A 26,095-nucleotide genomic window follows, 5' to 3' on the forward strand; every position below is an offset into this window, starting at 1 on the left:
GAGGTTTGGCTTAACCACAAGTTTGTGGCTGGGCTGAGTCCACGGCATGGTCATAAAGGAACTGCTGAATATCCTTGCGGTCTTGTTCTGAGAGCTTTTCAAACACTTCAGGCTTAGCCTTGTGTTGGTTTTTCTCAAAGAAACGATCCCACTGCGCCATGGTTTTCGTCATCGGGGTCAGTTCACCGGCGGCGTCACCTTTGCTGTGGCAAACCTTGCACTCTTTCTTGTAGAGATGTTTACCTTTCTTAGGATTTCCACCCTCTGCTGCACTTGCGCCTACCGCAAAAACAGCTGCCAGCAATACAACACCAAGCTGGAGTTTAGTTTTCATCATCAGTTCCTCACATTGCGTTTTTTCTAATGTCCATTTCTGTTACGAAATGAATTGTTGTTTTCTTAACGGTTAACAATTTAGCAAAGCAATTAACCTGAAGATTTGAGGCGGATCACTTCCATGAAATTTTTCTAATTGATAAAAATTTCATTGAAAAAAAACTAATTGATAAGAATTCGATGAATTAAATAGATATTAAAAATCATGTGGTTGAAATAATATTCATATTTCTTGATAAATAAATATACACAGTATTAAACCTTATTTTTGAGAGTGACCGAGTTAACATTTGTGAAATTAAGGTAATTATTTAGGGGGATGCCTGAAATAAATAAGCGACTAATTAAATACTAAATAAAATGTTATTTCGTTCACATTTAAGTCGATATTGTGAAATAGCCTAGTGTGTTGGATCACACTCATTTCAGCATTGTGATTTACCACAATACCCATAATTTTTTAGTGGATTAACAATACGCTCGATAACAACTGTTAGGTCGCCTTTTGTCGGAGGCGGGCTTGGTCGCGTTAGCGCTGCGTTGGGTTAAGGGGGGAGAGCTAAAGAGTGTCGATTTGGGCTTTTTCATCACCAAGACAGGCAGGATTTTATCGTCAATACCAGCACATTAATGCTGCACAAGGCGAGGGTAAATTGGCGAGTGCGGCGTTTATCAATATAGGGCACGATAAAGTTAGATAGCCAAAAGCCTAGAAATACCGCAGGTACCAGCACCAAAGCTAACAGCAGATGATGCCAATGGAGCTTGCCCACACACAGCAAAATCACCAGACTTATCAAACTGCTGAGTGCAAAAAAGGCGGAAAGTGCCGCGCGGAATTTGCCTGCGTCGCGACCGGTTAGCAGCAAGGCCATTGGTGGCCCTCCAATGCCAGCGATGGTGCCGAAAATGCCGGAAAAGATGCCTGCAATAAACATCGTCAGTCGGTTCACGACAATGCTGTAATGCTTCATGTTGAGTAACACAGCAATAGCGACAATGGCGGCGATGGTGAGTCCCAATACTGGTTGCGGCGCTAAGAGTAATAATGTTGCGCCAATCAAACCACCGGGAATGCGCCCCGCTAGGCCCCACTGCAAGCCATTAAACTCTAAGTGGTTGCGTTCACGTAGCAGGGTGAGCAGTGAGATAGTAAACCCCATCAGAATAATTGGCGCAGGTACCAGTTCAGGGTCAACAATATAGAGCAGCGGTGCAGAGACTACCGCCAGACCAAAGCCGATTAAGCTTTGCACGATAGCACCAACAAATATAATCAGTGAGGCGAGTAGCAGTGTAGAAGGGTCGATAAGTGACTGCATGATAGTGATTAAGTATTGAAGCGGGAGTTAGCCGCTTCACTTATTGACGGCAGCACTTATTCTAAGTCTTCCCATTCAATGCCCATTTCGTCCATCAGGCGTTTGGCATCGGCGGGAATGCTGTCAGGCTGCTCTTTACATAGATCTTCATCATTGGGTAAAGGTTGGCCTGTGTAAGCATGCAGGAAAGCTTCACACAATAATTCGCTATTGGTGGCGTGACGCAAGTTATTTACTTGGCGGCGAGTACGCTCATCGGTCAGAATTTTCAGCACTTTGAGCGGGATCGACACAGTAATTTTTTTAACTTGTTCGTTTTTCTTGCCGTGCTCAGCGTATGGGCTGATGTATTCTCCGTTCCATTCAGTCATCGTTGCACCTGCTATATCTTAAATTCGCCGCCGATTTTAACCCCTAACCAGTGACAGTCAAATCTCGGTAGGCAAAAACTGTGTTGGATAGATAGAATTCTATACTTTTAGATGTCTAAACGTCTATATGCCTATTGACGATAGTGAGCAGCTTGGTAGAATTTAGACGTCCAGACATCTATAGGTGTTACATCGTATGCAGAGGAGTCGAAAATGACAGAGCGGAAATTAGCAACAGCGGCTGTCCGTCAAGGGATTGAATCCGATACACAGCACGGAGCCGTGGTTCCGCCGATTTACCTTTCGACTAACTATGCCTTTGATGGTCACAAAAATCCACGGGCTTTTGACTATAGTCGGTCAGGTAACCCTACTCGTTCGATTTTGGGCGATGCCTTAGGTGAATTGGAACAAGGTTGCCCAGCCGTCATTACGTCCAGTGGTATGGCCGCGATTACCTTGGTAACCAGCTTGCTCGGTCCACAAGATTTGTTAGTCGTGCCACACGACTGTTACGGCGGCAGTTATCGTCTGTTCACCAATCTCGCCAAAAAAGGCAATTTCAAACTCTTGGTACTTGACCAAACCGATGCTCAAGCTGTCAGCAATGCGTTTGCGCAGCAGCCAAAAATGGTGTGGATTGAAACGCCGTCTAACCCGCTGGTTCGCGTGGTCGATATCGCGGCAATGGCGGCTGAGTGTCAAAAGGTGGGGGCCTTGTTAGTTGCCGATAACACCTTCTTGTCGCCTGCGCTGCAACAACCGCTGACCTTGGGCGCTGATATTGTGGTGCACTCCACCACTAAATATATCAACGGCCACAGCGATGTGATTGGCGGTGCCGCGATTGCGAAAGATGCTGCGGTATCTGAGCAACTGCACTGGTGGTCAAATACGCTCGGGTTAACTGGCGGTGCGTTTGACAGCTACCTCACCCTACGTGGTTTGCGTACGATGGCGCTAAGGGTGCGTGAGCATCAGCGTAATGCTGAGCAAATTGTTGAGCTACTAAGCAACAGTGAACAGGTAGAAAAGGTATATTATCCGGGACTGAAGACGCATCCGGGGCATGCTATTGCCGCTAAGCAACAACAAGGCTTTGGCGCCATGCTCAGTTTTGAATTGAAAGGCGGCGAAGCCGAAGTGGCCGCATTCCTAGGTGCCCTTAACTATTTTTCAGTGGCGGAAAGTTTAGGGGGCGTGGAAAGCTTAGTTGCTGTACCCGCTACCATGACTCATAGAGCGATGGAGCCGGAAGCCCGCGCAGAAGCTGGCATTAAAGATACACTGATCCGCCTGTCGGTCGGTATTGAAGATTCGCAAGACCTGCTAAATGACATTGCTGCAGGCCTCGCTGCTGTAGCAGCTTGCTGAACATTGGAGCACTAACATAGATGGCGCGTAGTCACTTGCATAAATTTGGCGGCTCAAGTCTGGCAGACCCAGATTGTTATCGCCGCGTTGCTCATATCCTGCTTACTCATGGACGCCCAGATGACCTGATTGTGGTGTCGGCCGCAGGCAAAACCACTAACTTCCTCTACAAATTGCTCGCGCTGCGTGAAGCCAAGCAACTGTGGCAGGAAGAACTCCAAGTGCTAATGAACTATCAGCAGAATTTGATTGAACAGCTGCTGAGTAACGAACAGGCTCGGCAGCTGCGTGAACGCCTAAGCTCTGATCGCTCTCAATTAGTGACCTTGCTGCAGCTGGAACAGTTGAGCGAATATCAATGCAGCGAAGTCGTCAGTTTTGGCGAACGCTGGTCGGCGCGTCTGATGGCGGCCTTGTTGCGTGAATCAGGTGTCGCTGCTAATAACATTGACGCGCGGCAGTTGCTGGTGGCCGATGAAGGCGCCATTCCGAAAATTCGCACTGAAGAATCTCGCCAAGCGGTCGCCAAGGTACTGGCGCAATATCCAGATCAGCGTTTAGTGATCACCGGCTTTATCTGTGCCAATCCACACGGTGAAACACTGCTGCTTGGCCGTAACGGCTCTGATTTCAGCGCCACGCTGATCGCCAGTTTGGCAGACATTGATCGCGTCACCATCTGGACCGATGTGGAAGGCGTGTTCAATGCCGATCCAAACCGTATTCAAGATGCCAAATTGCTAAAAACCATGTCGTTGGTTGAAGCTGACCGTTTAGCGCGGCTCGGTTCGCCAGTGCTGCATTCGCGTACGCTGCAACCCTTGTTTGATACTCAGGTGAGTCTGGCGGTGCGTTCAAGCTATGCGCCGCAAACAGAGTTCACCTTAGTGACGCCACAAAGCGATGCCGCCAGTGCGCCAGTGGTGACCAATCTCGATGAAGTGTTATCGGTCACTATGCAGTTGGATGCTGAGTGGACAGCCTTGCTTGATGCCTTTACGGCTGCAGGTTTAACCCCGCTTGCTCATTGGCAACACAGCAAATTCCGCCACGAAGTGGTGTTCACCCCTGAATTGCGTAAGCAAGTACAGGCCTTGCTGGTATCGGTCAGTGAAGAGCTGCATATCAGCGAAATTCAAGAACATTTAGGTTTTGGCTTGGTGGCACTGGTCAGTAGTGCTGCCTCGCAATATCGCCGTAGTTTCGCCCGCTTGTTGAGCCGTGACGCACGGCCGCTGTATCAAGATGACCTGAGTCTGGTGACGTTAGTGCCACAAGGCCAGGTGGCGTTACTGACGCAAAAAGTCCATCGTCGCTGTGCCGGCCCGCGTAAACGTATCGGTATTATCGTGCTGGGCGTGGGTAATATTGGTGAAGCTTGGCTGGCGCTGTTTGAAAAGGCGCAAAAGCGTCTGAGCCGTGAGCTGGAAGCGCAAGTTGAGCTGGTCGGCATTGTCCGTTCCCGCGAAGCCTTGGTGGATGACAATGGTATTAATACGGCGGATTGGCAGACACGTATGGCCAATGACGCTACTCCATATCAATACGATCATCTGTTTGAACGTATCGAAACCCTAACTGCTGACGAATTGGTTGCCTTGGATATTAGCGCCAGTGCGGCGTTAACACTGCAATACCCAGAGTTTTTCAGCCGTGGTATTCATATGGTGAGCGCCAACAAGCTTGCGGGTTCAGGTCCGTTAACCTTCTATCGCGAGCTGAAACAGATGCTCAGTAACCGTCGTTTGTTCTGGCGCTACAATGCCAGCTGCGGTGCTGGCTTGCCGATCCAACATGCACTGAACGACCTGCATAACAGCGGTGATTCTGTGGCGGCGATTGGGGGGATCTTCTCCGGCACCTTGTGTTGGCTATTTGAACAATACGATGGCGTAACACCATTCTCTGAACTGGTGCTGGAAGCCAAAGGCTTAGGCATCACTGAGCCGGATCCGCGTGACGATCTGTCGGGGCGTGATATGCAGCGTAAGTTGCTGATCCTTGCGCGAGAGATCGGTTTAGAGTTGGAGTTGGAAGACATTCAACTCAGCTCATTAGTACCGCCGCAGCTGGTGGATGTGCCATTAGATGAATTCTTGGCTCGTATGCACGAGATGGACGACGATTTAGCGCAGCAGTTTGCTGCCGCCAATGAGCAAGGCAAGGTGTTACGTTATGTGGCCGCGCTCGATCGCACTAATGACAAATTGGTCGCCGAAGTGGCGTTACAGTGGGTGGAAAGTTCTCATCCCTACGCTAATTTAACGCCGGGCGACAACGTGTTTGTTATTCGCAGTGCCTTTTACCAAGGTAATCCACTGATCATTCGTGGCCCTGGCGCAGGGCGTGAAGTCACTGCCGCAGCGGTGCAATCTGACTTAGTGCAAATCTGCAAAGATCTGCTGCAAGACTAATGACTTAGTTGGCGATAGTTCGCTTGAAGGCTCCGCATTGCGGGGCCTTTTTTATGATTTTTCAGAGGGTAGTGAGCGTGAGCTCGCCTTTGTGTGAGTTGAAGGTGAATAATAACTGACTAAATTAGTAAATTGATCGATTTGGGCTTGACCCTCAACGCCAATGCTTTAGGCTGCCTAGCGATGAAAAATGCGCCACAGGAAAGTGCGCGCATCGGTTTCACAACTTGCTATTGCATAGATGAAACCGCGACCCTCACCACTCGCTAACAAGGATGTCTTTCAATGAAGTATCGACTGTTGCTAGCCGCTAGCTATTATTGCGCCGCTACTAGTGCCAATGCGATGAATTGCTCGGCCGAGCAAGTCCCTGCCGTCAAATTAGTGCAGCAAAAAGCGCTGACCTATTCCCCCAAAGCTGGCCGACCTCAACTGCTGGGTAATGCGCGCGAACTGCAGACTCACTACATCAGTATTGAGGGCGCAGAATTTGTTGAGCAACAGATTGAGCGGCAGCTTCCCGTCGGCATGGGCGCTGATGGGCAAATGAGTTTTCGCTGGCAACAGCTCGAAACCAAAACCTGGTGGTTGGGTAGCACTCGTTACCTGGCCACATTGCGAGAAGGCGGTAACAGTTATCGTCAGCACCGCATCTCACCCAAACACTATAACGCGTCTGTCGCGATAGAGTCGCTCGCGGTAACCTCGCCAAATACTGCTGAATATATTGGCTTTCGTTGTCGTGAAGCCGACACCACATTGCCCGATGGCGGCACTGCCAAGGTGTGTAATCTCAAGCTTTATGGCCGCAATTTGCCGCTCGCTGCCAGCGAGCAACACCCTGCTGGTTTTACCCAAACGTTTACACCGCTGTCATTGAATCAAGTCTGTGCCGAGCGCAGCCTGTTTGATGTTCCGGATTATCCGTGGCGTTAAGCATCGACGTTGACACTAATTCGTTCACCCAATAATCAAACCCAAATGGCTGCGCCATGCGCGATACCCTCATACTCAAAAGCAAAGGAGCTGTAAGTACCGCTATGACCTTAAAAGGATTGAAACTACTGCTAGTAAGTTGCTGTTTACTGGCATTAACCGGCTGTTTTGATAGCACCACCAAATTCGACCTGACCACCCAACAAGCGGAAGTCATCACCATTCACCATGATCCGAAAAAATCCAATTTTCGTGGTCCCAATGAAGGGTGTGAAAAGCGTGGCGGCGAATTCACCACTTTAGCTAATGGTGATACTGAATGTCGGCTGCAGGGGCCATTTCAACTAAGTGAGTGGTTGGCTGAGGGCGAAGTGAGCATGCCGCAGCTTAGTACAGGCCGTAAGATGAAGCATCGAAATATGCCCATCAGTATCAAGGCGGTCGATGAGCACACACTGAGTTTGTCGCTGAATACCGCTCGCACGCTGAAAGAGTTAAAAGATTACTTTCTGCCAAAGGATAACAACTCATCGATGCAAGGGGTCATGTTAGAACTGTTGCGTCGAGAAGCCGGTGAGGGCGGCTTAACGCTGGAGTTTGTGGCTGACAAGGTGCTCAGCAGTAACGGTGAGATTGGCGCCGATGGTAAAAGCGTACGCTTCTTTGTGCCGCTGACGGCGGTGATCAATGAGCAAAACCAGCTGCCAGCGCAATTCACGGCCAAGCTCGAAGTCAACAACATGCCGACTGCTGCGCCGCAAAGCGTTGACAATCACAGCGTTAGCGCCAATAACAAGAGCAACCCGCAAGGCGCATTAACGCCGCGTTATTTAAGCGGTGGCGATGAGGCGGGCCAGTTAGTCGCGCCTTATGCGGTGCAAGATGCACAGCAAAAACAGGCGCTGCTGAACGCCTTTGCCACACCAGCAGCGCAACAATGGTTAGTGCTCAATGTGAAGTTAGCGGTGAATGATGCGTTGGATAATGTCAGCATTGATGCGGTGGCGATGACCATGAATGGCGATGTCAGCTATCAAGTGGCCGATGCTGCCAACGCACGCCAAGCGGTGTTGCAGTTGCAGCAAGCGATGACGGCGCAAGGACTTGCTTGGCACAAGGTGAAAATGACCATCATGCAAACCGGCGATATCCTGCTGGAGCCAGTTAAATAAGTGACAGCTTATACTGACGATCAATTGTTACATTTATTATCTTGTACACTAATATCATGGGGTTACAGTAATTTCCCTCTCATAGTTAGTGCTTTTCACTGCACATGCTGTTTATCGACATGGTGAGTTAAGCACGCTTGTTGTTTGATAAGGATATCTGTATGAAAAAGCAATTCTTGATTGCAGCGCTGCTTATGAGCTGCACAGTGCCCGCGTTGGCAGGCGAAACCCACTTTTCTATTAGTGGTGGACTTCCATATTTAGTGATCCCAGAAGTCTCCTACCACCCCAATCAAGAGCAACGCTGGTTCCTCAACTATAAAGCTGGCTTAGATGATGGTGTGTCGGCTGGTTTTGAACAAGCTGTCAGTGCGAATAGACGCCATGCCTTGGGAGTTGTGCTGGGGGCGCTAGGGGTGAAAAACGGTCATCGGCATGCATGTGAAGATAACTCCCCCGTTCGTCCCGATGATGCTAATGGCAACGAGAGCGGGGACGAATTTGATAATGCAGGCTGCGAAATCGCTTATGCGCTGATTGTTGCTGCATTTGATAATCACACGGTTAATGGACTCGGCGTGAGTTACAGTTACAGCGGCAATGGCCTCAGCGAAGCAGGCTTGCGGGTGAAATTCGAATTAGGTTATGGCCGTATCGAAGATGCTGATTTTGATAAGAACGGCTACACAGGCGGTTTCTCGATTGGCTATCAGTTTTAAGCGCATGTCATCTGATTTAGAAAAAGCAGGCTGAGCCTGCTTTTTTTGTATTTTTACTCGCCAAATTATCTAAAAAGCGTAACTTAACGCGGGTAACACCACTGATATTTCTACCGAGTGCGCGACGGCGAAGGAGTCAGCATGGAACATGAAAAGCTCAATTATGTGGAATTTGCTGCCAAGGATTTAGCGGCGACTAAAGCCTTCTTTAGCGCAGTTTTTGGCTGGCAGTTCGTGGATTATGGTCCCGATTACACCGCGTTTAGTAATGAGGGCCTCGATGGGGGCTTTTATCGAGCACCTATGGCCAGTCAATCCAGCAATGGAGGTGCATTGTTGGTGTTTTACAGTGCTGATTTGGAAGCAACGTTAGCGAAAGTGCAAGCTCAGGGCGGCGAGGTGATTAAGCCCATTTTTGCTTTTCCCGGCGGGCGTCGGTTTCAATTTTTAGAGCCTAGCGGTAACGAGTTTGCTGTTTGGTCTGAATGAGTTGAGTGCTAGCGCGAGCTGCCGTGTTAGCGAACTCTTTTCAATAATGGGGAAATAACAACATGGATAGTTGGTTTCACGCCGTTCTGCAGGGATTAGCCGCCATTCCAGCGCCGCCATTAAAAGCGCTGGCGGAGTCGATGGCGCAATCGCGCATGTTGCTGGTGATGTGCTTGCTGGCGATCGCGCTGCTGTTGGCCCTCGGCTGGCTTATCTTCTCTTACTAAGCTTTTCTTTGGCCGTCGTTGCTCATCATGCTGCGCTGATGGGGTGATTTTGCCGAATGTATCACTGACGGCGCGCCGCCATATTGCCATTACTGCAATCTTTAGCTGCTAAATTTGCCGACTCCCTAGCTGGCGGGGCAATTATACTGTGATCTGAGCGGTTTTTAACTTGACTTCAACAACAGATTCTCTAGTATACAGCCATATAGACGTCCAAACGTCCAGATAGATAAATTGAGGAAGAATTCAACATGGCTTTTCACCACGCACAACACGCCAATTCACTGAACCAGAGTCTTGCCGATCTGAACGGTGATATTAATGTTTCGTTTGAATTCTTTCCGCCTTCCACGCCTGAGATGGAACAGATCCTGTGGAACTCCATCCAGCGTCTGGAGCCACTAAACCCTAAATTTGTGTCGGTCACTTACGGCGCAAATTCAGGTGTGCGCGATCGCACCCACGGCGTGATTGAGCGTATTCAAAAAGAAACAAATCTGGTGGCGGCACCACACTTAACCTTGGTTGATGCCAGCGATGAGGAACTGCTGGATCTGGCGAAACACTATTGGAATAGTGGTGTGCGTAACATTGTCGCTTTGCGTGGTGACTTACCCGAAGGCAGTCCAAAGCCAACTCGCTTTGCCAATGATTTAGTGCGTTTGCTGAAGAGCGTGGCGGATTTTGATATTTCGGTTGCGGCTTACCCAGAGGTGCACCCAGATGCGCCTAACGCGCAAGCGGATTTGATTAACTTAAAGCGTAAGATTGACGCAGGTGCTAACCGCGCCATTACCCAGTTCTTTTTTGATATTGAGTCCTACCTGCGTTTTCGTGACCGCTGTGTTGCAGCGGGTATCGACGTGGAAATTGTGCCGGGCATTTTACCAGTTACTAACTTCAAGCAGCTTAAGCGTTTTGCTGGCATGACCAATGTCTCCTTGCCACGCTGGTTACATCGTCAGTTTGAAGGTTTGGATGACGATCCGGGTACTCGCTCTTTGGTGGGGGCTAACGTTGCCATTGATATGGTCAAAGTGCTGAGCCGTGAAGGGGTGAAGGATTTCCACTTCTACACCTTGAATCGTGCCGAGCTGACTTATGCTATCTGCCATACCCTTGGTGTGCGTCCGCAGGCGAAAGCCGAATAAGCGTTTTCTCCGCTCAAAAAAGCCCGCTACAAAGCGGGCTTTTTTATTAACTTTTGTCCGCCAATACGGTTAATTTCCTTCGCCGACAAAACGTGATCAAAATCATGTTTAGTTTTTTCGCATTTACTATTTACTTAGCAGGCTAAATAAATATAATACTTCGCCTGCTAAGTAAGTGGAGGCCGAAATGGCAAACAAGCAAAAGCACTTGCACGAATATGCCTTAGCTGAACATTTGGGCCGCTGCCAGCGACTATGGCGCATGGTGGCCGATGCCGAGCTGGCGCCGCTTGGGTTAACGCATCCGCGTTGGACCGCACTCTGGAAACTGCACCGCATGGGTGATGGCGTTGGTCAGAAGCTGCTGGCTGAGTCACTGGAGATCGAACTACCTTCGCTGATGCGAACCTTGGGACAGCTTGAGGAGCAGGGCTTAGTTGCACGCGTAAGCTGTGCCCAAGACAAACGCGCTAGGCTGGTTTATCTCACCGAGACTGGCACGCAACTTATCGCACAGCTTGAGTCGCGTATTTTCAATCTTCGCGCGCAACTACTGCAGGATATCCCCCATGAACAACTGCAGATTTTTGAAGATGTGCTGGACAAGATCACAGCCGCAGCGCTGTGCAAATTGAACCAATTAAAAGAGTTAGAAGAATAAAGGAGCGTTGTTTTTAATGACACCAGATCAACAATTCGCCCGCATCATTAAATTCGCTATCTGTGGGTTTGTCTTGCTGTTTGGCTATTTCATTTTTGCCGATATGTCAGCGCCATTGACCCCTCAAGCAATGGCAACACGACTGGTCACCAAAGTTGCCCCGCAAGTGTCGGGCAAAGTCGTGAATGTGGCGGTGAGCAACAACCAGCACGTCAAACAAGGTCAGGTGCTATTTGAAATTGATGCCGCGCCTTACAAACTCGCATTGCAGCAAGCGCAGCTCAATCTGGAGCAGGCGCTGCAGGATAATGCTGAGTTAGATGCACAAATTGCGGCCGCGAAAGCCACTGTGATTGCTGATGAAGCGGCACTGGCACAAGCCAAGCGAGAAGCCAAACGTTTGCATGCCTTGGTCGAAGACAACAGCGTATCGCGTCAGAGCGAAGAGCAGAGCGATACTGAAGTGAAGACGGCTCAAGCAAGTCTTGATGCGGCGCAGGCAACCTTGCGTCGGTTGCAGGTGTCGCGCGGCAGTCTTGGTGAAGATAACCTGCGTCTGCGACTGGCAAAAAACCAGTTAGCGCAAGCCAAGTTGAATCTGTCCTACACCCAAGTCACCGCTGATGAAGACGGTATTGTCAGTAACTTGCAGTTGCAGCAGGGCAGTGTGCTGTCGGTCAATGCGCCGGTAATGGCGTTGGTGTCTGACAAACTGGATGTGATTGCTGATTTCCGTGAGAAAACCATTCGGAACGTCACTAAGGGCTATCGCGCCTATGTCACTTTCGATGGTGATCCCGGTATGTTATACGCAGCGTCTGTCAGCAGTATTGATGCGGGTGTGAGCGCCGGGCAGTTTTCCGCCGATGGCTCCCTCGCTTCGCCTGAGCAGTCAAACCGTTGGGTACGTGACGCTCAGCGTTTGCGGTTGCATTTTACTCTGGAAAATCCTTCAGAGCGGACTCTAGCCGCTGGTGCGCGTGCCACGGTGCAACTGTTGCCTGAGTCCGGCGTTATGGGCTTTCTGGCGAAAGTACAGATTAAATTCATTAGTCTGCTGCACTACATCTACTAAAGGCCGTTATGTTTTTACCTCATATGTCGTTAACCGCCAACGACCTGCGTCAATGTCTGCGCATTGCGACCGGCTCCACCCTCGGCTTTACTTTGTGTAAGGTGATGGGCTGGGACAATGGCGTATTCTTTGTCGTGACGCCGATGTTGCTGCTGGGGCTGGTGCCCGTGATGAACGGCCATGCGGCTCGGCAACTGATTGCGGCCAATATCGTGTGTGGCCTCGAAGTGGGTATCTTTGGCGGTATTCTCGGTGGCCATCCGCTGGCGATGACCTTGCTGGTGTTTGTGCTGTTTCTGCATTGCTTTGCCGCCATGTCCAAAGGTTCGCTGTTTTTATACGGCGCTAATGGCGTGATCAGTCTTAGTATTATGCTGCACTTCGCCAGCTATCCATCGGTTGATGTGAACGATCTGATTACACTCAACATCATGGCGTCGTTTACTTCGGTGGGCATCGCTTACTTGATGAAATGGCTGATCCCCGATGTTGAACCTCGGCCCGCATTCAAACCAGAAGGCAAGATGCCACATCGCATGCGTCACGAAGCGCTGCTCGGTGCCAGCATGGCAACGATGTCGTTTGTGGTGTTTCAGATGTTTGATCTGCGCGACTCCTTGTCGGCGCAAGCCACCTCGTTGCTGCTGTTGTTCCCGATGCATTGGAACGGGGCTCTGGGCTATGCCCGCAAGCGCGCCTACGGCACCATTGTCGGTGTTTGCATGGGATTGGCGATTCAGATATTGCTCTATGACTGGGCAGAAATTTTGCTGTTCTTGCTACCGCTGTTCTGGATTAGCGTGATGCTTTGTGCACAGATCCATGTGAAAGAACGCTCTGGTTCTGGGATCGGCTTTGGTTCAATGACCACGCTGGGGATCCTCTTTGGCCAATACCTGTCGCCCAATGGTGATATGGTGTATAGCGCGTTATACCGTATCAGCAGTATTCTCGGGGCGATCGTCGCCACCTTGGTGGTGGTTTATCTGATCCACCGTCTGCTCAATAGCTTTGAAGCGACTCGCTTTGGTGTTTAACGCTGGCCACTATTGAGTCAATGTGATTGCGTAGAAGGTTGCTGCCACACTTGTTAGCGCATAAAAAACTGATCGAGACCTAACGGTGTCGCTCAGTTTTTTATTTAGCTACAACGCCTTATATGAGGGGGAATATCTTGCTTGAGCTAAAGTGTTTGTGTATTAGCTGCCCGATTTAGACAGCATCTCGTTCAACAGTCGAATAAAGGTTTGCTGATCGGCTTCAGAAAGTCGCGACACAAACTGATTATCTACCAACTCAGCTGATACTTTGGCCTGTTGTAACAAGGCGCAGCCCGCTTCTGTCAGATAGACAAATTTGCGCCGCTTATCGGTGGTGCCCGCCTCGCGCAAAATCCAGCCACGCTTTTCCATCCGTCCTAAAATCTCTGCCAAGGTTGCTTTGGTGGAGACCGAGGCCGCCATCAATTCCGCTTGTTCAAGCCCGGGCTTTTCTGAGATCGCCAGCAGGACTGAAAACTGCGGTTTGGTCAGTTCTGTAGCCTCGCTTTGCCATAGCGCTGTATGTTCTTGAATCAACTTTCGCATCAAATGAAAGGCTTGATGTCCTAGGTTTGCTGCCATGTAAAGACCCTAAAAACGTTATTTTTTAGATGGTTATCGGATTATACCATAAGCCGTTAAAAAAAATTCCGATAGATTACAGGAGCATAGTATCAAAATATGTTCGTAAACGAACTTTTTTGTGATCGACGATTGATCTTGTGCCTAAATCGGATTAGTCTGTGCACATTGTTCGTATACGAACTTAATTTAAGGTATCAGATATGAAGAAAATCGTTGTGGGAATGACAGGGGCAACCGGAGCGCCTTTGGGGGTAACACTGCTACAAGCGCTTCAGGCTATTCCTGACGTCGAAACACATCTGATCCTCTCGCGCTGGGCTAAAGCGACCATTGAGTTAGAAACGGAATATAGCGCGCGCGATATCAGTGCCTTGGCGGATTTTACCTACAGCTCTTCAGATCAAGCGGCAAGCATTTCATCCGGTTCATTTAAGACCGACGGCATGATCATTATTCCATGCAGCATGAAAACGCTAGCAGGTATTCGAGCAGGCTATGCCGAGGGCTTAGTGGGTCGAGCCGCAGACGTGATCATTAAAGAAAATCGCAAGCTGGTACTGGTACCAAGAGAAACGCCGTTAAGCACTATCCACTTAGAAAATATGCTGGCACTTGCACAAAAAGGGGTCGCCATGGTGCCGCCAATGCCCGCTTGGTACAACCATCCGAAAACGATTGATGACATCAAAAATCACATCGTCGCTCGTGTGCTGGATCAGTTTGATCTTGAGTTTCCCAAAGCCAAACGCTGGCAGGGACTGGCTCACGCGGAAAATTCAATTTAATCCACTAGGAGAAACATTATGCCATATGATGATTTGCGCGGTTTCCTCGAAGCCCTAGATGAACAAGGGCAACTGCTGAGGATCTCGGAGCAAGTGAAAGCAGAGCCAGATATTGCGGCAGCGGCAAATGCCACGGGGCGTATCGGTGAAGGTGCTCCTGCGTTGTGGTTCGACAATATTGAAGGTTTCACCAATGCCCGTGTGGCGATGAACACCATTGGCTCATGGCAAAACCACGCCATTTCCATTGATATGCCTGCTAACACGCCAGTGAGCGAACAGATTGCCGAATTTATTCGTCGTTGGGACAAATTCCCGGTAGCGCCAGAGCGCCGCGATAATCCACCTTGGGCAGAAAACAGTGTCGATGGTGACGACATTAACTTGTTCGATATTCTGCCGCTGTTTCGTTTGAATGATGGTGATGGTGGTTTCTATCTCGACAAAGCCTGCACCGTATCGCGTGATCCGACAGATCCGGATAACTTTGGTAAACAAAATGTCGGTATTTATCGCTTAGAAGTGAAGGGCAAGCGCAAGCTAGGCCTGCAACCGGTGCCGATGCATGATATTGCAATCCACCTTAATAAGGCGGAAGAGCGCGGTCAGGATCTGCCGATTGCGATTACGCTAGGTAACGACCCAACCATCACTTTGATGGGAGCGACGCCGCTGAAATATGATCAATCAGAATATGAAATGGCTGGTGCCTTGCGCCAAAAAGCCTATCCAATCGCCACTGCGCCATTAACCGGTTTTGATGTGCCTTGGGGCTCAGAAGTGATTCTGGAAGGCGTGATCGAAAGTCGTGTGCGTGAAATTGAAGGACCTTTTGGTGAGTTTACCGGTCACTACTCGGGTGGTCGTAACATGACCGTGGTCCGTATTGACAAAGTTTCTTATCGCACCAACCCAATTCTCGAATCACTGTATTTAGGTATGCCGTGGACCGAGATTGACTATCTGATGGGCCCTGCGACTTGCGTGCCTTTGTATCAGCAGTTGAAAGCGGAGTTTCCTGAAGTACAAGCGGTTAATGCCATGTATACCCATGGTTTGCTCGCCATTATCTCGACTAAGAAGCGCTTTGGCGGCTTTGCTCGGGCAGTGGGGATGCGGGCTATGACTACGCCTCACGGCTTGGGTTACGTCAAAATGGTGATCATGGTGGATGAGGATGTCGATCCGTTTGACCTACAACAGGTGATGTGGGCGATGTCAGCCAAAGTGAACCCCGCTGGTGACTTAGTACAACTGCCGAATATGTCGGTGTTAGAGCTGGATCCTGGCTCATCACCTGCTGGCATCACCGACAAGTTGATCATCGATGCCACTACACCCGTGGCGCCAGATAACCGCGGCCACTACAGCCAGCCTGTGAAAGATCTGCCTGAAACTAAAGAGTGGATCACTAAGCTGACCGACTTAATTGCGCAACAGGCTAAGGAGAGAAAATAATGATTTGTCCACGTTGTAATGATGAGCACGTTGAAGTGCTGGCTGATTCACCTGTGCCTGATGTTTGGCAAGTTTTTCAGTGCCAACATTGTCTCTACACTTGGCGTTCGACTGAACCGTTGCGTCGCACAAGTCCGGAACACTACCCAGAAGCGTTTAAGATGACGCAAGCGGATATTGATAACGCACCTATGGTGCCATCGATTCCACCCTTGTTACCAGAGGATCAGCGTTAACCGCTGCCGCGATTTTGGCAAAGGTCGGCCTGATTAGGCCGACTTTTTTGTGTGCAACATAAAGTACTTTGCTGGTTAACCAAGACAGCAAACGCAAAGTGATAGAAACAAAATGCCCGATGAATTCATCGGGCATTTTTTATGAGATAAGCAGCTTATTGCTTATTGCTTATTGCTTATTGCTTTCGCGACGGCGTGGCGGTTTACGATCACCGCGGTCATCATGACGACGCTCACGGCGTTGGCCATTGCCTTCGTTTCGGCCTTCGCTGCGACGTGGACGACGTGATGGAGCTGCGCCTTCCACTTCGCTACCCGCTTCACGGATATTGATTGGACGACCGCATACACGAACATTACGCAGATGGCTCAATACTTCTTTTGGCATGCCAGTAGGCAGGTCAACCGTACTGATTTGATCCAGCAGTTGGATCTGACCGATGTAACGGCTGTCGATGTCAGCTTCGTTAGCGATAGCGCCAACAATGTTACCTACACCCACACCGTGGTCACGACCTACTTCAATCACGTAGCGTGCCATCTTAATGTCTGGATTATCTTTTAGCTGCTCAGCGCTACCGAGATCACCGGTTGGACGTGCACGACGTGGCTTACGGTCGCCATTGCGATCATCACGACGGTTGCCGTCACGGCCTTCACGGCTGTCACGACTATCACGTACGCGTTCTTGAATCGCAGGTGGTTGCAATGGACGTTCTTGCTGTACCAAGTACAACAGTGCCGCTGCCAAGGTTTCAGTTTCAATTTCCAGCTGTGAACTCAGGGTGCCGATAGCACTCTGCATAAAGTCCAGCTGTTCATTGTTGATCACGGTGCCAATCTGCTCGCCCAAGCGTGACAGACGACGTTCCGCTACCACTTCTGGGCCAGGGATCTTCATTGGTGAAATACGGCTGTTAGTGGCGCGCTCGATGGTGCGCAGCATGCGCATTTCGCGGTTAGTCACAAACAGGATTGCCATACCGGTACGGCCAGCACGGCCAGTACGACCGATACGGTGTACGTAAGCTTCGGTATCGTATGGAATATCGTAGTTGATTACGTGACCGATACGTTCAACGTCCAAACCTCGGGCGGCAACGTCGGTCGCAATCAGAATATCCAGCTTGCCAGATTTCAGTTGATCAACCGCGCGTTCACGCGCTTGTTGGTTCATATCACCGTGCAGTGGTGAACTCGCGTAACCACGGGCTTCCAGCTTCTCAGCCAGTTCCACACATGAGTTACGGGTACGCACGAAGATGATGATACCTTCAGTGTTTTCCACTTCCAGTACCCGAACCAGTGCTTCCAGTTTGTTGTGCTGCGATACCTGTACAAAACGTTGTTCGATAGAATCAACGGTGGTGTGGCTCGCTGCAATACTGATGTTAACTGGTTCGTTCAAATGCTTGTTCGCCACACGCTTGATCTGCTCAGGCATGGTGGCGGAAAACAGCGCCAGTTGGCGAGTTTCTGGCGTGTGCTCAAGAATCCATTCAATGTCATCGATGAAGCCCATTTTGAGCATTTCATCGGCTTCGTCGAGCACTAACGCTTGCAGATTTTCTAGTTTCAGAGTGCCGCGACGCATATGGTCCATTACGCGGCCAGGTGTACCTACAACAACCTGAGCACCACGACGCAGAGCTTGCAACTGTTGATGCATGCTTTGACCACCATAGATAGGCAGTACGTGGAACCCTTTCATAAATTTGGCATAGCTGGAAAAGGCTTCGGCAACTTGTACAGCAAGTTCGCGCGTTGGCGCCAGTACCAGAATCTGCGGGGCGTTGAGGTCACGTTTGATTGCGTTCAATAACGGCAACGCAAATGCACCGGTTTTACCGGTACCAGTCTGGGCTTGACCAAGGATATCCTTGCCTTCCATCAGCGGTTTAATACTCGCTGCTTGGATAGGGGTTGGGTGCTCATAGCCTAGCTCGTTAAGCGCGACCAAAAGCTCCTCGGACAAACCGAGTTCACGGAAAGTAAGTTCAGATGACATTGAATTTTGTAGCCTTGTGGATGTGCCAAAATTGACACAGGAATGGTTTCACACAGACGGAAAATCCGACCCCGCGCCGACTTTTCCGTTAAAAAGGGGCGGATTATATCGCTGTGGCCAACAAATATCCACAAAATTGTAGCGTAAGCTGGCGAAATCGCCAGCTTACGCTTGAGATAACTGTCTTTTTTGCAAAATTGTGTCTAGACGGTAACTACTTGTTTCACCGAAAAAACTCAACTCAACATCGGCTTCAAAAAACGTGCAGTATGCGATGTTGGGTGCTGCGCCACTTCAGCGGGTGTTCCAGCCGTTAAAATGGTACCGCCGCCTGCGCCGCCTTCAGGGCCTAAATCTATAATCCAATCAGCAGTTTTGATCACATCGAGATTGTGCTCAATCACCACGATGGTGTTGCCCTGGCCCTTGAGACGATGCAGTACATCCAGCAACATCTGAATATCGGCAAAGTGCAAACCTGTGGTTGGCTCATCTAGGATATACAGGGTTTTGCCGGTATCACGCTTGGACAGTTCTTTCGCCAATTTTACCCGCTGCGCTTCACCGCCGGAGAGCGTAGTAGCACTTTGGCCAAGCTGAATGTAGGACAGGCCCACTTCCATCAGTGTTTGCAGCTTACGGGCAATCGCAGGTACCGCATCGAAGAACACTCGCGCTTCTTCTACGGTCATCTGCAGTACTTCGTGAATGCTCTTACCTTTATATTTCACTTCCAGCGTTTCACGGTTATAGCGTTTGCCTTTACAGACATCGCACGGCACGTAAACATCGGGCAGGAAGTGCATTTCTACCTTAATTAAACCGTCACCCTGACAGGCTTCGCAGCGGCCGCCTTTGACGTTAAACGAGAAGCGTCCCGGCTGATAACCGCGGGTGCGCGATTCTTGGGTGGCGGAGAACAGCTCACGGATTGGCGTGAAGATGCCGGTGTAGGTGGCGGGGTTAGAGCGCGGCGTACGGCCAATCGGGCTCTGGTCGATATCCACCACTTTGTCGCACTGTTCCATGCCTTCAATGCTTTTATATGGCGCGGGCTCAGTGACCGTTGCGCCATTGAGCATTCGGTGCGCAATGCGGAAAAAGGTGTCGTTGATCAGCGTCGATTTGCCTGAACCGGACACACCGGTAATACAGGTCAGCAAGCCGATCGGGATTTCCAAATCGACATCTTTGAGGTTGTTGCCGCTGGCACCAAACAGCTTGATCATCTTGTCCGGATCGCATGGCGTTGGCAGCGAACTGACTTCGATTTTCTTCTTACCTGACAGATATTGGCCAGTGATTGATTCATCGCAGGCGGTAATCTTGGCTAAATCACCAGCACACAAAACTTCACCGCCGTGCACGCCAGCGCCGGGGCCGATGTCGATAATATGATCTGCCATGCGAATCGCATCTTCATCGTGCTCGACCACAATCACGGTATTACCGAGATCGCGCAGATGGGTGAGGGTGTTCAGCAAGCGCTCGTTATCTCGCTGATGCAAACCAATCGAAGGTTCATCGAGCACATACATCACCCCGACCAGACCAGCACCAATTTGGCTGGCGAGACGAATACGCTGCGCTTCACCACCGGAAAGGGTATCGGCTGAGCGAGATAGGCTGAGATAGTTAAGGCCAACGTTGACTAAGAAGCCTAAGCGATCGCCAATCTCTTTCAGCACTTTTTCGGCAATCTGCGCCTTTTGTCCTTCAAAGCTCAATTGAGTGAAGTAATCGCAGGCGTCGGCAATCGACCATTCGCTCAGTACGGGGAGGTTGATGTCGCCAATAAACACGTTACGGGCTTCTTCCCGCAGGCGTGAACCGCCACAACTGGTACATGGACGAGTGCTGATAAATTTGGCCAGTTCATCGCGCACCGTATTGGATTCTGTTTCGCGATAGCGACGATCCATATTGTTGAGGATGCCCTCGAACGGGTGGTTGCGTACCACCACATCGCCGCGATCGTTGATGTATTTAAAGGCAATGCTGGTTTTGCCTGAGCCGTAAAGTACCACTTGCTGGATCTTCTCCGGCAGCTCGGCAAACGGCGTTTCCACGCTGAAGTTAAAGTGTTCGCCCAGAGATTTCAGCATCTGGAAGTAATAGAAATTACGCCGATCCCAGCCGCGAATAGCACCGCCTGCCAGCGATAATTCATCATTGGTGATCACCCGCGATGGGTCGAAAAACTGTTGTACGCCCAAACCGTCACAAGTGGGGCAAGCACCTGCCGGATTGTTAAAAGAGAACAAACGCGGTTCCAACTCGGCCATCGAATAACCGCATTGCGAGCAGGCAAAGTTAGCCGAGAACAGCAATTCAGGCGCCTTTTTGTCGTCCATGCTGACCACGGTGGCGATGCCGCCTGACAGCTCCAGCGCGGTTTCAAATGATTCGGCCAATCGCTGCTGCAGATCGTCACGCACTTTAAAGCGGTCCACCACCACTTCGATGGTATGTTTGACTTGCAGTTCCAGCGTTGGCGGATCGGAGAGATCGCAGACTTCACCATCGATACGGGCACGGATATAACCTTGTGCTGCCAAGCTTTGCAGCAGTTTAACGTGCTCACCTTTACGGGCTTGGATCACAGGTGCCAGCAGCATTAAGCGCTCGCCCTCGGGGCGGGTTAGCACTTGGTCGACCATCTGACTGACGGTTTGTGCCGCCAAGTTTTCACCATGGGTCGGGCAGCGTGGCTCACCCACACGGGCAAACAGCAAACGTAGATAGTCGTACACTTCGGTAATAGTGCCCACGGTGGAACGTGGATTGTGGGAAGTGGATTTCTGCTCAATCGAAATCGCAGGGCTTAAGCCTTCAATATGATCAACATCGGGCTTTTCCATCAAACTGAGGAATTGCCGAGCATAGGCTGACAGTGACTCAACATAACGGCGTTGACCTTCGGCGTACAAGGTATCAAACGCCAACGATGACTTACCTGAACCTGATAACCCGGTGATTACAATCAACTTATCGCGAGGAATGGTGAGATTGATATTTTTCAGATTATGGGTGCGGGCACCGCGGATTTCGATGTTTTCCATGTTGAAAAGGCTTTTACTGCTTGCTGGAGGAAAACGTGCAGTATTGCACAAAATCAGCACAGCTCCTAGATGCAATAGCAATGAAACTAAGACGGATTCGGTGCACTAATAAACGCGAATTAGCACTTAAGTTGCCCGCGTAAAAAGGCCACCACACGCTCGGCACGGCTGGATAGCGGCCACTCGCGACGATGGATTAACCATAAGGTATCCACTACCGCAACTTCGCTGCTGACCACCGAGATTGCCGCTTGCTCAGCAAAGCTACTGCGGGCGAAATGCGGCAGTACAGTAAACCCTAAACCACGCGCCACTGGCGCTAATAATAGGCTGACTTGGTTAGTAAAACCGCTGATAGGCAAGCTACTTATGCCGGGGTTACCGGGAAACACCCGGCTCAGCAGGCGTGTCGCCATGGCGCGGCCATCGGGATGGTCAATAAAGCCTAAATCGACTAAGTCTTGCCAGCGTTGAATCGTCTTACCCGCAGGCACCACAAGCTCTAACGGTTCTTTGGTAAAACAGCTGGCATTCAAACGCGCATCGTCGGGCTTAATATTGGTGATGCCTAATTCAAACTTATTGCTGAGCACAGCTTCCACGACTTCCGGATCGGGGGCAAAGCGATGACGAAGGACTAAGCCAGGGTGTTGTTGCTGCATGTCGAGCAACAGTGGGTACAGCCGCAAACCGATACTGCCAGTGGATACTAAACCCACGTCACCACAGGTCGATTCGCATTCGGTGAGACGGATCTGCAAGCGATTTTCCGCGTGTTGTATCTCTTGATGATATTGCAGCAACGCCAAGCCTGCCGGGGTCAAGGTCATCTCGCGGCCTCGACGGAGCAACAGTTGCCCGTGTTGCTGTTCCAACTGGCGCATCTGCTGACTCACTGCTGCTTGGGTTATGCCTAAGCGCTCGGCGGTGCGAGTAAAGTTTTTCATCTCACTGAGCACGGCAAAGGTGTGCAGCCACTGCGGATTAATCATAAGTAAAATTTATCATAACGATAATTGGTCACTGGTTCATATTATAGTTGTTGCGGCCTACACTGAGGCAACTAAATTTCTCCAATCGTTTTTGTCGCAAAGCAACCCATGGTGTGCGAGCAAAAACGACGGAGCGTTTGTTATCTCTGTTTAGTTGTTATTAGGAAGCTTTATGTCTGCAATTTTTCAGCCGTACACACTCAAAGGTGTCACTCTGCGTAACCGTATTGCGGTGCCGCCCATGTGTCAGTACAGCGCAATTAACGGTTACACCAGTGATTGGCATCAAGCGCATTATGCATCTATTGCCCGAGGTGGGGCGGGATTGGTGATCGTGGAAGCAACCGCTGTATCGCCAGAAGGCCGTATTACACCAGGATGCACCGGGCTATGGGAAGATGGCCAAGTTCAGGGCATGGCTGCTGTTGCTAAAGCGATTAAAACGGCCGGTGCTGTGCCGGGGATTCAGATTGGTCATGCCGGAAGAAAGGCGAGTGCCAACCGTCCTTGGCAGGGCGATGATCATATTCCATCGGAGCACGCGGATGGCTGGGATACCATTGCACCATCGGCTGTCGCCTTTGGTGGCGGTTTACCGAAAGTGCCGCATGCGATGACGTTCGACGATATTCAGCGGGTCACCGCCGATTTTGTCTGCGCCGCCAAGCGTGCGCTCGACGCGGGTTTTGAATGGCTCGAGCTGCATTTTGCCCATGGTTATCTGGCGCAGAGCTTTTTCTCTCGTGAAGCTAACCAACGCACTGATGAATACGGTGGTGATGCTGCTGGTCGTGGTCGTTTCTTACTGGAAACGCTGCGCGCCGTGCGTGAAGTGTGGCCGGAAAATCTGCCTTTGACCGCCCGTTTTGGTGTGATTGAGTTCGACGGCCGTGATGAAGAAACGCTGGCGGAGTCCATTGAATTAGTGCGGCAGTTTAAGGCGGCTGGACTCGATATGCTCAACGTTAGCATGGGCTTCTCCACCCAAAACGCCAACGTGCCTTGGGCCTCTGGCTTTATGGTGCCTTATGCTGCTCAAGTGGCACAACAAACTGAAATCCCAGTAGCTACCAGTTGGTGTATTGATGATCCACTGCTAGCGAACCAAGCAATTGCCGACGGTAGCATCGATTTGGTGATGATTGGTCGTGCTCACTTAGCCGATCCACATTATCCACTGCAGATCGCGTTGGCACTCGGTGAAGAAAAGCCCGCCGCAGTATTGCCTGAGCAATACGCCTACTGGTTGTCACGTTATCGTGGTCCCGGCACGGGGTCTGCGCAATAATCCGTAGCTGCACTATCTTGCGATAAAGCACCCAACAACGGGTGCTTTTCTATTTTGCCTACCATGCTGCGCGCTAAAATGTGACTGAGCTGCAGCAGCTATCCATCTGTATTAACGGAATTTAATTATTCTATCTTTTTGATTAATTAAGCTTAAATTAATTTTTTGGCGGCCGAGCTCGCAAGTGGCTGATTTTGCTTTTGGGTGAACATTGGCCTCGTGTTAACATTTACTTTCTTAAGTTTTTAATAATTAAAAGGCATCGCAAATGGCCAAAAACGGGCTTTCCGGCACCGAGAAACGGGTCGCGTTTTCGCTCGCGAGTGTGTTTGGACTGCGAATGATGGGCTTGTTTATGATCATGCCCGTGTTCGCATTGTATGGTCAGCACCTGCAAGGTTTTTCACCGCTTTGGGTTGGTATCGCTATCGGCGCATACGGCCTAACACAAGCATTACTGCAGATCCCAATGGGGATTCTTTCCGACAAAATCGGCCGCAAACCCGTGATTCTTGCGGGCTTGTTGGTGTTCGCTGCGGGTAGCGTTGTCGCTGCTATGTCTGACACCATCTATGGCGTCGTCGCTGGGCGTGCACTGCAGGGGATGGGCGCCATTGCGGCGGCGGTATTAGCTTTAGCGGCGGATTTAACCCGCGATGAGCAACGTACCAAAGTGATGGCGATTATCGGCATGTGTATTGGTGGCTCATTTGCGCTGGCACTGCTGGCTGGTCCCGTCGTCACGCAATATCTGGGGTTGTCTGGTTTATTTGGCTTAACCGCAGTGTTGGCATTGGTGGGCATGGTGATCATGTATCTGTTGGTGCCGAATCCGGTAGGCCATGCACCGAGCGGTGATACTACTGCTGATGCGGGTAAGTTGCTGAAAATGCTAAAAGATCCACAGCTGTTTCGTCTCGATGCTGGTATCTTTTTATTGCACTTGACGCTGACCGCTGTCTTCGTGGCACTGCCGCTTGATTTGGTCGATGCCGGGTTGGTGAAAGAGCATCACTGGATGCTGTATTTCCCCGCGTTTGTACTGTCATTTATGTTGATGGTGCCGATGATTATCATTGGGGTGAAGCGGCAGAACACCAAACAGATGTTCCAAATCGCCTTGGTGATTATGGTGGTCGCGCTGTCGATAATGGCGTTGTTTGCACACTCATTAGTTGCGCTATGCGTGGCAATTATTGCCTTCTTCACCGCGTTTAACTATCTGGAAGCGTCACTGCCAAGTTTGATCTCTAAATTTTGTCCGATTGGTGCTAAAGGCTCGGCCATGGGCGTGTATTCGACCAGCCAGTTTTTAGGTGCATTCTGTGGTGGTGTGCTCGGTGGCAGTGCTTATCAAATGGTCGGCGCCGAAGGGGTATTTTGTGTTGGTATCGTGCTAATGCTGGTGTGGCTGGCACTGACTTTTGGCATGAAAAATCCAAAACTTCTCAAAAGTTACACGCTAGAAGCCAATGTGGATGGTCGTGAACATGCACGTAAAATGGCGACTGAATTGTCGCAACTGACAGGTGTTGCAGAGGCGATTGTGGTGCTGGAAGAGAAGGTTGCCTATCTCAAGGTTGATGACAAATTTGATTTAAGACAGGCGCGAGCTGTGTTAGGCTCTGCCAGTTAGATCGATTCAGCACAGCTAAGCAAAATTCAGGAGAGTTAAATGGCCAGTCGTGGTGTTAACAAAGTAATTCTGGTAGGTAATCTGGGACAAGATCCAGAAGTACGTTACATGCCAAACGGCAATGCCGTTGCCAATATCACGGTAGCAACCAGTGATACCTGGAAAGACCAACAGGGTCAGCAGCAGGAACGTACCGAATGGCACCGTGTGGTGTTCTTCGGCAAACTGGCAGAGATCGCCGGTGAATATCTGCGCAAAGGTTCTCAGGTTTATCTGGAAGGTAAACTGCAAACCCGTAAGTGGAAAGACCAAAGCGGTCAGGACCGTTACACCACTGAAATCGTTGTTGATATGAACGGCAGCATGCAGATGCTCGGTGGCCGTAACCAAGGTCAAGGTGGCGCACCAAGCGGCAACATGGGCGGCGGTTATAGCGGTGCACCGCAACAAGGTGGTAGCAACAACCAATACAGCGCTGCACCTCAGCAATCGTCGCAACCTCAGTATTCTGCGCCGCAACAACCACAACAATATAATGCTGCGCCGCAACAGTCGGCACCTGCCTATCAGCAGCCACAGCAAAACAGTGGTAACAGCGGTTATGCGCCTAAGCCACAACAGGCTCAGCGTCCACAACAAGCTGCGCCGCAACAGTCCGCGCCAGCGCAACAACCACAACAGAACTACACACCAGATCTGGATGATGGTTGGGATGATGATATCCCGTTCTAATTGTTTTCAATGAAGCAAGCGCTTCA

At 50.3% G+C, this 26,095-nt stretch carries 24 protein-coding genes; 17 read left to right on the top strand and 7 right to left on the bottom strand.

Annotated features, from left to right (window positions below; genetic code table 11):
- Nucleotides 1-10: 10 nt before the first annotated feature.
- The 3 genes from HR45_RS00455 to metJ all read right to left on the bottom strand — a co-directional run bounded on the left by HR45_RS00455 (nucleotide 11) and on the right by metJ (nucleotide 2,029).
- Nucleotides 11-337: a c-type cytochrome gene (locus HR45_RS00455; RefSeq protein WP_037438627.1), complete on the bottom strand. Its 327-nt coding sequence runs from the start codon at nucleotides 335-337 to the stop codon at nucleotides 11-13.
- Nucleotides 338-923: 586 nt separating this feature from the next.
- Nucleotides 924-1,658, bottom strand: a complete 735-nt coding sequence (locus tag HR45_RS00460) for a sulfite exporter TauE/SafE family protein (RefSeq protein ID WP_037438629.1) — start codon at nucleotides 1,656-1,658, stop codon at nucleotides 924-926.
- A 56-nt stretch (nucleotides 1,659-1,714) separates the two neighbouring features.
- The gene (gene metJ / locus HR45_RS00465; RefSeq protein ID WP_037438631.1) at nucleotides 1,715-2,029 is read right to left on the bottom strand and encodes a met regulon transcriptional regulator MetJ; all 315 of its coding nucleotides are present in this window, start codon (nucleotides 2,027-2,029) and stop codon (nucleotides 1,715-1,717) included.
- Nucleotides 2,030-2,242: 213 nt separating this feature from the next.
- Between metJ and metB the strand changes: the two genes are divergently transcribed.
- The 11 genes from metB (at nucleotide 2,243) to HR45_RS00515 (ending at nucleotide 13,284) form a co-directional block, all read left to right on the top strand.
- Nucleotides 2,243-3,403, top strand: a complete 1,161-nt coding sequence (gene metB / locus HR45_RS00470) for a cystathionine gamma-synthase (RefSeq protein WP_037438633.1) — start codon at nucleotides 2,243-2,245, stop codon at nucleotides 3,401-3,403.
- A gap of 20 nt (nucleotides 3,404-3,423) precedes the next feature.
- Complete coding sequence (locus HR45_RS00475) at nucleotides 3,424-5,817, top strand: bifunctional aspartate kinase/homoserine dehydrogenase II (RefSeq protein ID WP_037438635.1); 2,394 nt, start codon at nucleotides 3,424-3,426, stop codon at nucleotides 5,815-5,817.
- A 285-nt stretch (nucleotides 5,818-6,102) separates the two neighbouring features.
- Nucleotides 6,103-6,753, top strand: coding sequence for a hypothetical protein (locus tag HR45_RS00480; protein WP_037438637.1), 651 nt, complete (start codon nucleotides 6,103-6,105; stop codon nucleotides 6,751-6,753).
- Between the two features lie 104 nt (nucleotides 6,754-6,857).
- Nucleotides 6,858-7,925, top strand: a complete 1,068-nt coding sequence (locus HR45_RS00485) for a hypothetical protein (protein WP_037438639.1) — start codon at nucleotides 6,858-6,860, stop codon at nucleotides 7,923-7,925.
- A gap of 161 nt (nucleotides 7,926-8,086) precedes the next feature.
- The gene (locus HR45_RS00490; RefSeq protein ID WP_037438641.1) at nucleotides 8,087-8,644 is read left to right on the top strand and encodes a hypothetical protein; all 558 of its coding nucleotides are present in this window, start codon (nucleotides 8,087-8,089) and stop codon (nucleotides 8,642-8,644) included.
- Between the two features lie 141 nt (nucleotides 8,645-8,785).
- Complete coding sequence (locus HR45_RS00495) at nucleotides 8,786-9,133, top strand: VOC family protein (protein WP_037438643.1); 348 nt, start codon at nucleotides 8,786-8,788, stop codon at nucleotides 9,131-9,133.
- Nucleotides 9,134-9,195: 62 nt separating this feature from the next.
- Complete coding sequence (locus HR45_RS19325; protein ID WP_156103975.1) at nucleotides 9,196-9,360, top strand: hypothetical protein; 165 nt, start codon at nucleotides 9,196-9,198, stop codon at nucleotides 9,358-9,360.
- Nucleotides 9,361-9,611: 251 nt separating this feature from the next.
- Nucleotides 9,612-10,511, top strand: coding sequence for a methylenetetrahydrofolate reductase (gene metF / locus HR45_RS00500; RefSeq protein WP_037438645.1), 900 nt, complete (start codon nucleotides 9,612-9,614; stop codon nucleotides 10,509-10,511).
- A 187-nt stretch (nucleotides 10,512-10,698) separates the two neighbouring features.
- On the top strand, nucleotides 10,699-11,172 hold the full coding sequence (locus tag HR45_RS00505) for a MarR family transcriptional regulator (RefSeq protein ID WP_037438647.1): 474 nt from the start codon (nucleotides 10,699-10,701) through the stop codon (nucleotides 11,170-11,172).
- Nucleotides 11,173-11,188: 16 nt separating this feature from the next.
- Nucleotides 11,189-12,247, top strand: a complete 1,059-nt coding sequence (locus tag HR45_RS00510) for an HlyD family secretion protein (protein ID WP_037438648.1) — start codon at nucleotides 11,189-11,191, stop codon at nucleotides 12,245-12,247.
- A gap of 8 nt (nucleotides 12,248-12,255) precedes the next feature.
- Nucleotides 12,256-13,284, top strand: a complete 1,029-nt coding sequence (locus tag HR45_RS00515; RefSeq protein WP_037438650.1) for a DUF2955 domain-containing protein — start codon at nucleotides 12,256-12,258, stop codon at nucleotides 13,282-13,284.
- A gap of 162 nt (nucleotides 13,285-13,446) precedes the next feature.
- Here the strand turns inward: HR45_RS00515 and HR45_RS00520 are convergent, their stop codons facing one another.
- Complete coding sequence (locus HR45_RS00520; RefSeq protein ID WP_037438652.1) at nucleotides 13,447-13,869, bottom strand: MarR family winged helix-turn-helix transcriptional regulator; 423 nt, start codon at nucleotides 13,867-13,869, stop codon at nucleotides 13,447-13,449.
- Between the two features lie 203 nt (nucleotides 13,870-14,072).
- On the opposite strand from HR45_RS00520, the gene HR45_RS00525 reads away from it, so the two are divergent.
- Genes HR45_RS00525 through HR45_RS00535 form a run of 3 tightly spaced genes read left to right on the top strand, consistent with a single transcriptional unit; the run spans nucleotide 14,073 to nucleotide 16,351 of the window.
- The gene (locus HR45_RS00525; RefSeq protein ID WP_037438654.1) at nucleotides 14,073-14,657 is read left to right on the top strand and encodes a non-oxidative hydroxyarylic acid decarboxylases subunit B; all 585 of its coding nucleotides are present in this window, start codon (nucleotides 14,073-14,075) and stop codon (nucleotides 14,655-14,657) included.
- 18 nt (nucleotides 14,658-14,675) lie between these two features.
- Nucleotides 14,676-16,115, top strand: coding sequence for a non-oxidative hydroxyarylic acid decarboxylases subunit C (locus HR45_RS00530; RefSeq protein ID WP_037438656.1), 1,440 nt, complete (start codon nucleotides 14,676-14,678; stop codon nucleotides 16,113-16,115).
- The gene (locus HR45_RS00535) at nucleotides 16,115-16,351 is read left to right on the top strand and encodes a non-oxidative hydroxyarylic acid decarboxylases subunit D (RefSeq protein WP_037438658.1); all 237 of its coding nucleotides are present in this window, start codon (nucleotides 16,115-16,117) and stop codon (nucleotides 16,349-16,351) included. The genes HR45_RS00530 and HR45_RS00535 overlap by 1 nt, the downstream gene beginning before the upstream one ends.
- Before the next feature lie 169 nt (nucleotides 16,352-16,520).
- Here the strand turns inward: HR45_RS00535 and HR45_RS00540 are convergent, their stop codons facing one another.
- From HR45_RS00540 to HR45_RS00550, 3 genes are all read right to left on the bottom strand, one after another.
- Entirely contained in the window at nucleotides 16,521-18,359 is a 1,839-nt protein-coding gene (locus HR45_RS00540; RefSeq protein ID WP_037438660.1) for a DEAD/DEAH box helicase, read from the bottom strand.
- Nucleotides 18,360-18,595: 236 nt separating this feature from the next.
- A complete protein-coding gene (uvrA, locus tag HR45_RS00545; protein WP_037438662.1) occupies nucleotides 18,596-21,421 on the bottom strand; it encodes an excinuclease ABC subunit UvrA in 2,826 nt (941 codons plus the stop codon).
- Between the two features lie 119 nt (nucleotides 21,422-21,540).
- Nucleotides 21,541-22,413 carry a LysR family transcriptional regulator gene (locus HR45_RS00550; protein ID WP_037438663.1) on the bottom strand — a complete coding sequence of 291 codons (873 nt, stop codon included), beginning with the start codon at nucleotides 22,411-22,413 and terminating at the stop codon, nucleotides 21,541-21,543.
- A gap of 172 nt (nucleotides 22,414-22,585) precedes the next feature.
- Between HR45_RS00550 and HR45_RS00555 the strand changes: the two genes are divergently transcribed.
- The 3 genes from HR45_RS00555 (at nucleotide 22,586) to ssb (ending at nucleotide 26,069) form a co-directional block, all read left to right on the top strand.
- On the top strand, nucleotides 22,586-23,701 hold the full coding sequence (locus HR45_RS00555; RefSeq protein ID WP_037438665.1) for an NADH:flavin oxidoreductase/NADH oxidase: 1,116 nt from the start codon (nucleotides 22,586-22,588) through the stop codon (nucleotides 23,699-23,701).
- A 268-nt stretch (nucleotides 23,702-23,969) separates the two neighbouring features.
- The gene (locus HR45_RS00560; protein ID WP_037438667.1) at nucleotides 23,970-25,337 is read left to right on the top strand and encodes an MFS transporter; all 1,368 of its coding nucleotides are present in this window, start codon (nucleotides 23,970-23,972) and stop codon (nucleotides 25,335-25,337) included.
- A gap of 39 nt (nucleotides 25,338-25,376) precedes the next feature.
- Complete coding sequence (gene ssb, locus HR45_RS00565; protein WP_037438669.1) at nucleotides 25,377-26,069, top strand: single-stranded DNA-binding protein; 693 nt, start codon at nucleotides 25,377-25,379, stop codon at nucleotides 26,067-26,069.
- Nucleotides 26,070-26,095 lie beyond the last annotated feature (26 nt).

It is taken from the genome of Shewanella mangrovi (assembly GCF_000753795.1).
GTDB lineage: Bacteria > Pseudomonadota > Gammaproteobacteria > Enterobacterales > Shewanellaceae > Shewanella > Shewanella mangrovi.

Coding starts and splice junctions, on each gene's coding strand:
- HR45_RS00475 (WP_037438635.1), top strand. CDS start 3,424: ATGGCGCGTAGTCACTTGCATAAATTTGGCGGCTCAAGTCTGGCAGAC.
- HR45_RS00485 (WP_037438639.1), top strand. CDS start 6,858: ATGACCTTAAAAGGATTGAAACTACTGCTAGTAAGTTGCTGTTTACTG.
- HR45_RS00490 (WP_037438641.1), top strand. CDS start 8,087: ATGAAAAAGCAATTCTTGATTGCAGCGCTGCTTATGAGCTGCACAGTG.
- HR45_RS00555 (WP_037438665.1), top strand. CDS start 22,586: ATGTCTGCAATTTTTCAGCCGTACACACTCAAAGGTGTCACTCTGCGT.
- HR45_RS00515 (WP_037438650.1), top strand. CDS start 12,256: ATGTTTTTACCTCATATGTCGTTAACCGCCAACGACCTGCGTCAATGT.
- HR45_RS00530 (WP_037438656.1), top strand. CDS start 14,676: ATGCCATATGATGATTTGCGCGGTTTCCTCGAAGCCCTAGATGAACAA.
- HR45_RS00535 (WP_037438658.1), top strand. CDS start 16,115: ATGATTTGTCCACGTTGTAATGATGAGCACGTTGAAGTGCTGGCTGAT.
- uvrA (WP_037438662.1), bottom strand. CDS start 21,421: ATGGAAAACATCGAAATCCGCGGTGCCCGCACCCATAATCTGAAAAAT.
- HR45_RS00480 (WP_037438637.1), top strand. CDS start 6,103: ATGAAGTATCGACTGTTGCTAGCCGCTAGCTATTATTGCGCCGCTACT.
- metF (WP_037438645.1), top strand. CDS start 9,612: ATGGCTTTTCACCACGCACAACACGCCAATTCACTGAACCAGAGTCTT.
- HR45_RS00460 (WP_037438629.1), bottom strand. CDS start 1,658: ATGCAGTCACTTATCGACCCTTCTACACTGCTACTCGCCTCACTGATT.
- HR45_RS00495 (WP_037438643.1), top strand. CDS start 8,786: ATGGAACATGAAAAGCTCAATTATGTGGAATTTGCTGCCAAGGATTTA.
- ssb (WP_037438669.1), top strand. CDS start 25,377: ATGGCCAGTCGTGGTGTTAACAAAGTAATTCTGGTAGGTAATCTGGGA.
- HR45_RS19325 (WP_156103975.1), top strand. CDS start 9,196: ATGGATAGTTGGTTTCACGCCGTTCTGCAGGGATTAGCCGCCATTCCA.
- HR45_RS00525 (WP_037438654.1), top strand. CDS start 14,073: ATGAAGAAAATCGTTGTGGGAATGACAGGGGCAACCGGAGCGCCTTTG.
- HR45_RS00560 (WP_037438667.1), top strand. CDS start 23,970: ATGGCCAAAAACGGGCTTTCCGGCACCGAGAAACGGGTCGCGTTTTCG.
- HR45_RS00455 (WP_037438627.1), bottom strand. CDS start 337: ATGATGAAAACTAAACTCCAGCTTGGTGTTGTATTGCTGGCAGCTGTT.
- HR45_RS00505 (WP_037438647.1), top strand. CDS start 10,699: ATGGCAAACAAGCAAAAGCACTTGCACGAATATGCCTTAGCTGAACAT.
- HR45_RS00520 (WP_037438652.1), bottom strand. CDS start 13,869: ATGGCAGCAAACCTAGGACATCAAGCCTTTCATTTGATGCGAAAGTTG.
- metJ (WP_037438631.1), bottom strand. CDS start 2,029: ATGACTGAATGGAACGGAGAATACATCAGCCCATACGCTGAGCACGGC.
- HR45_RS00550 (WP_037438663.1), bottom strand. CDS start 22,413: ATGATTAATCCGCAGTGGCTGCACACCTTTGCCGTGCTCAGTGAGATG.
- metB (WP_037438633.1), top strand. CDS start 2,243: ATGACAGAGCGGAAATTAGCAACAGCGGCTGTCCGTCAAGGGATTGAA.
- HR45_RS00510 (WP_037438648.1), top strand. CDS start 11,189: ATGACACCAGATCAACAATTCGCCCGCATCATTAAATTCGCTATCTGT.
- HR45_RS00540 (WP_037438660.1), bottom strand. CDS start 18,359: ATGTCATCTGAACTTACTTTCCGTGAACTCGGTTTGTCCGAGGAGCTT.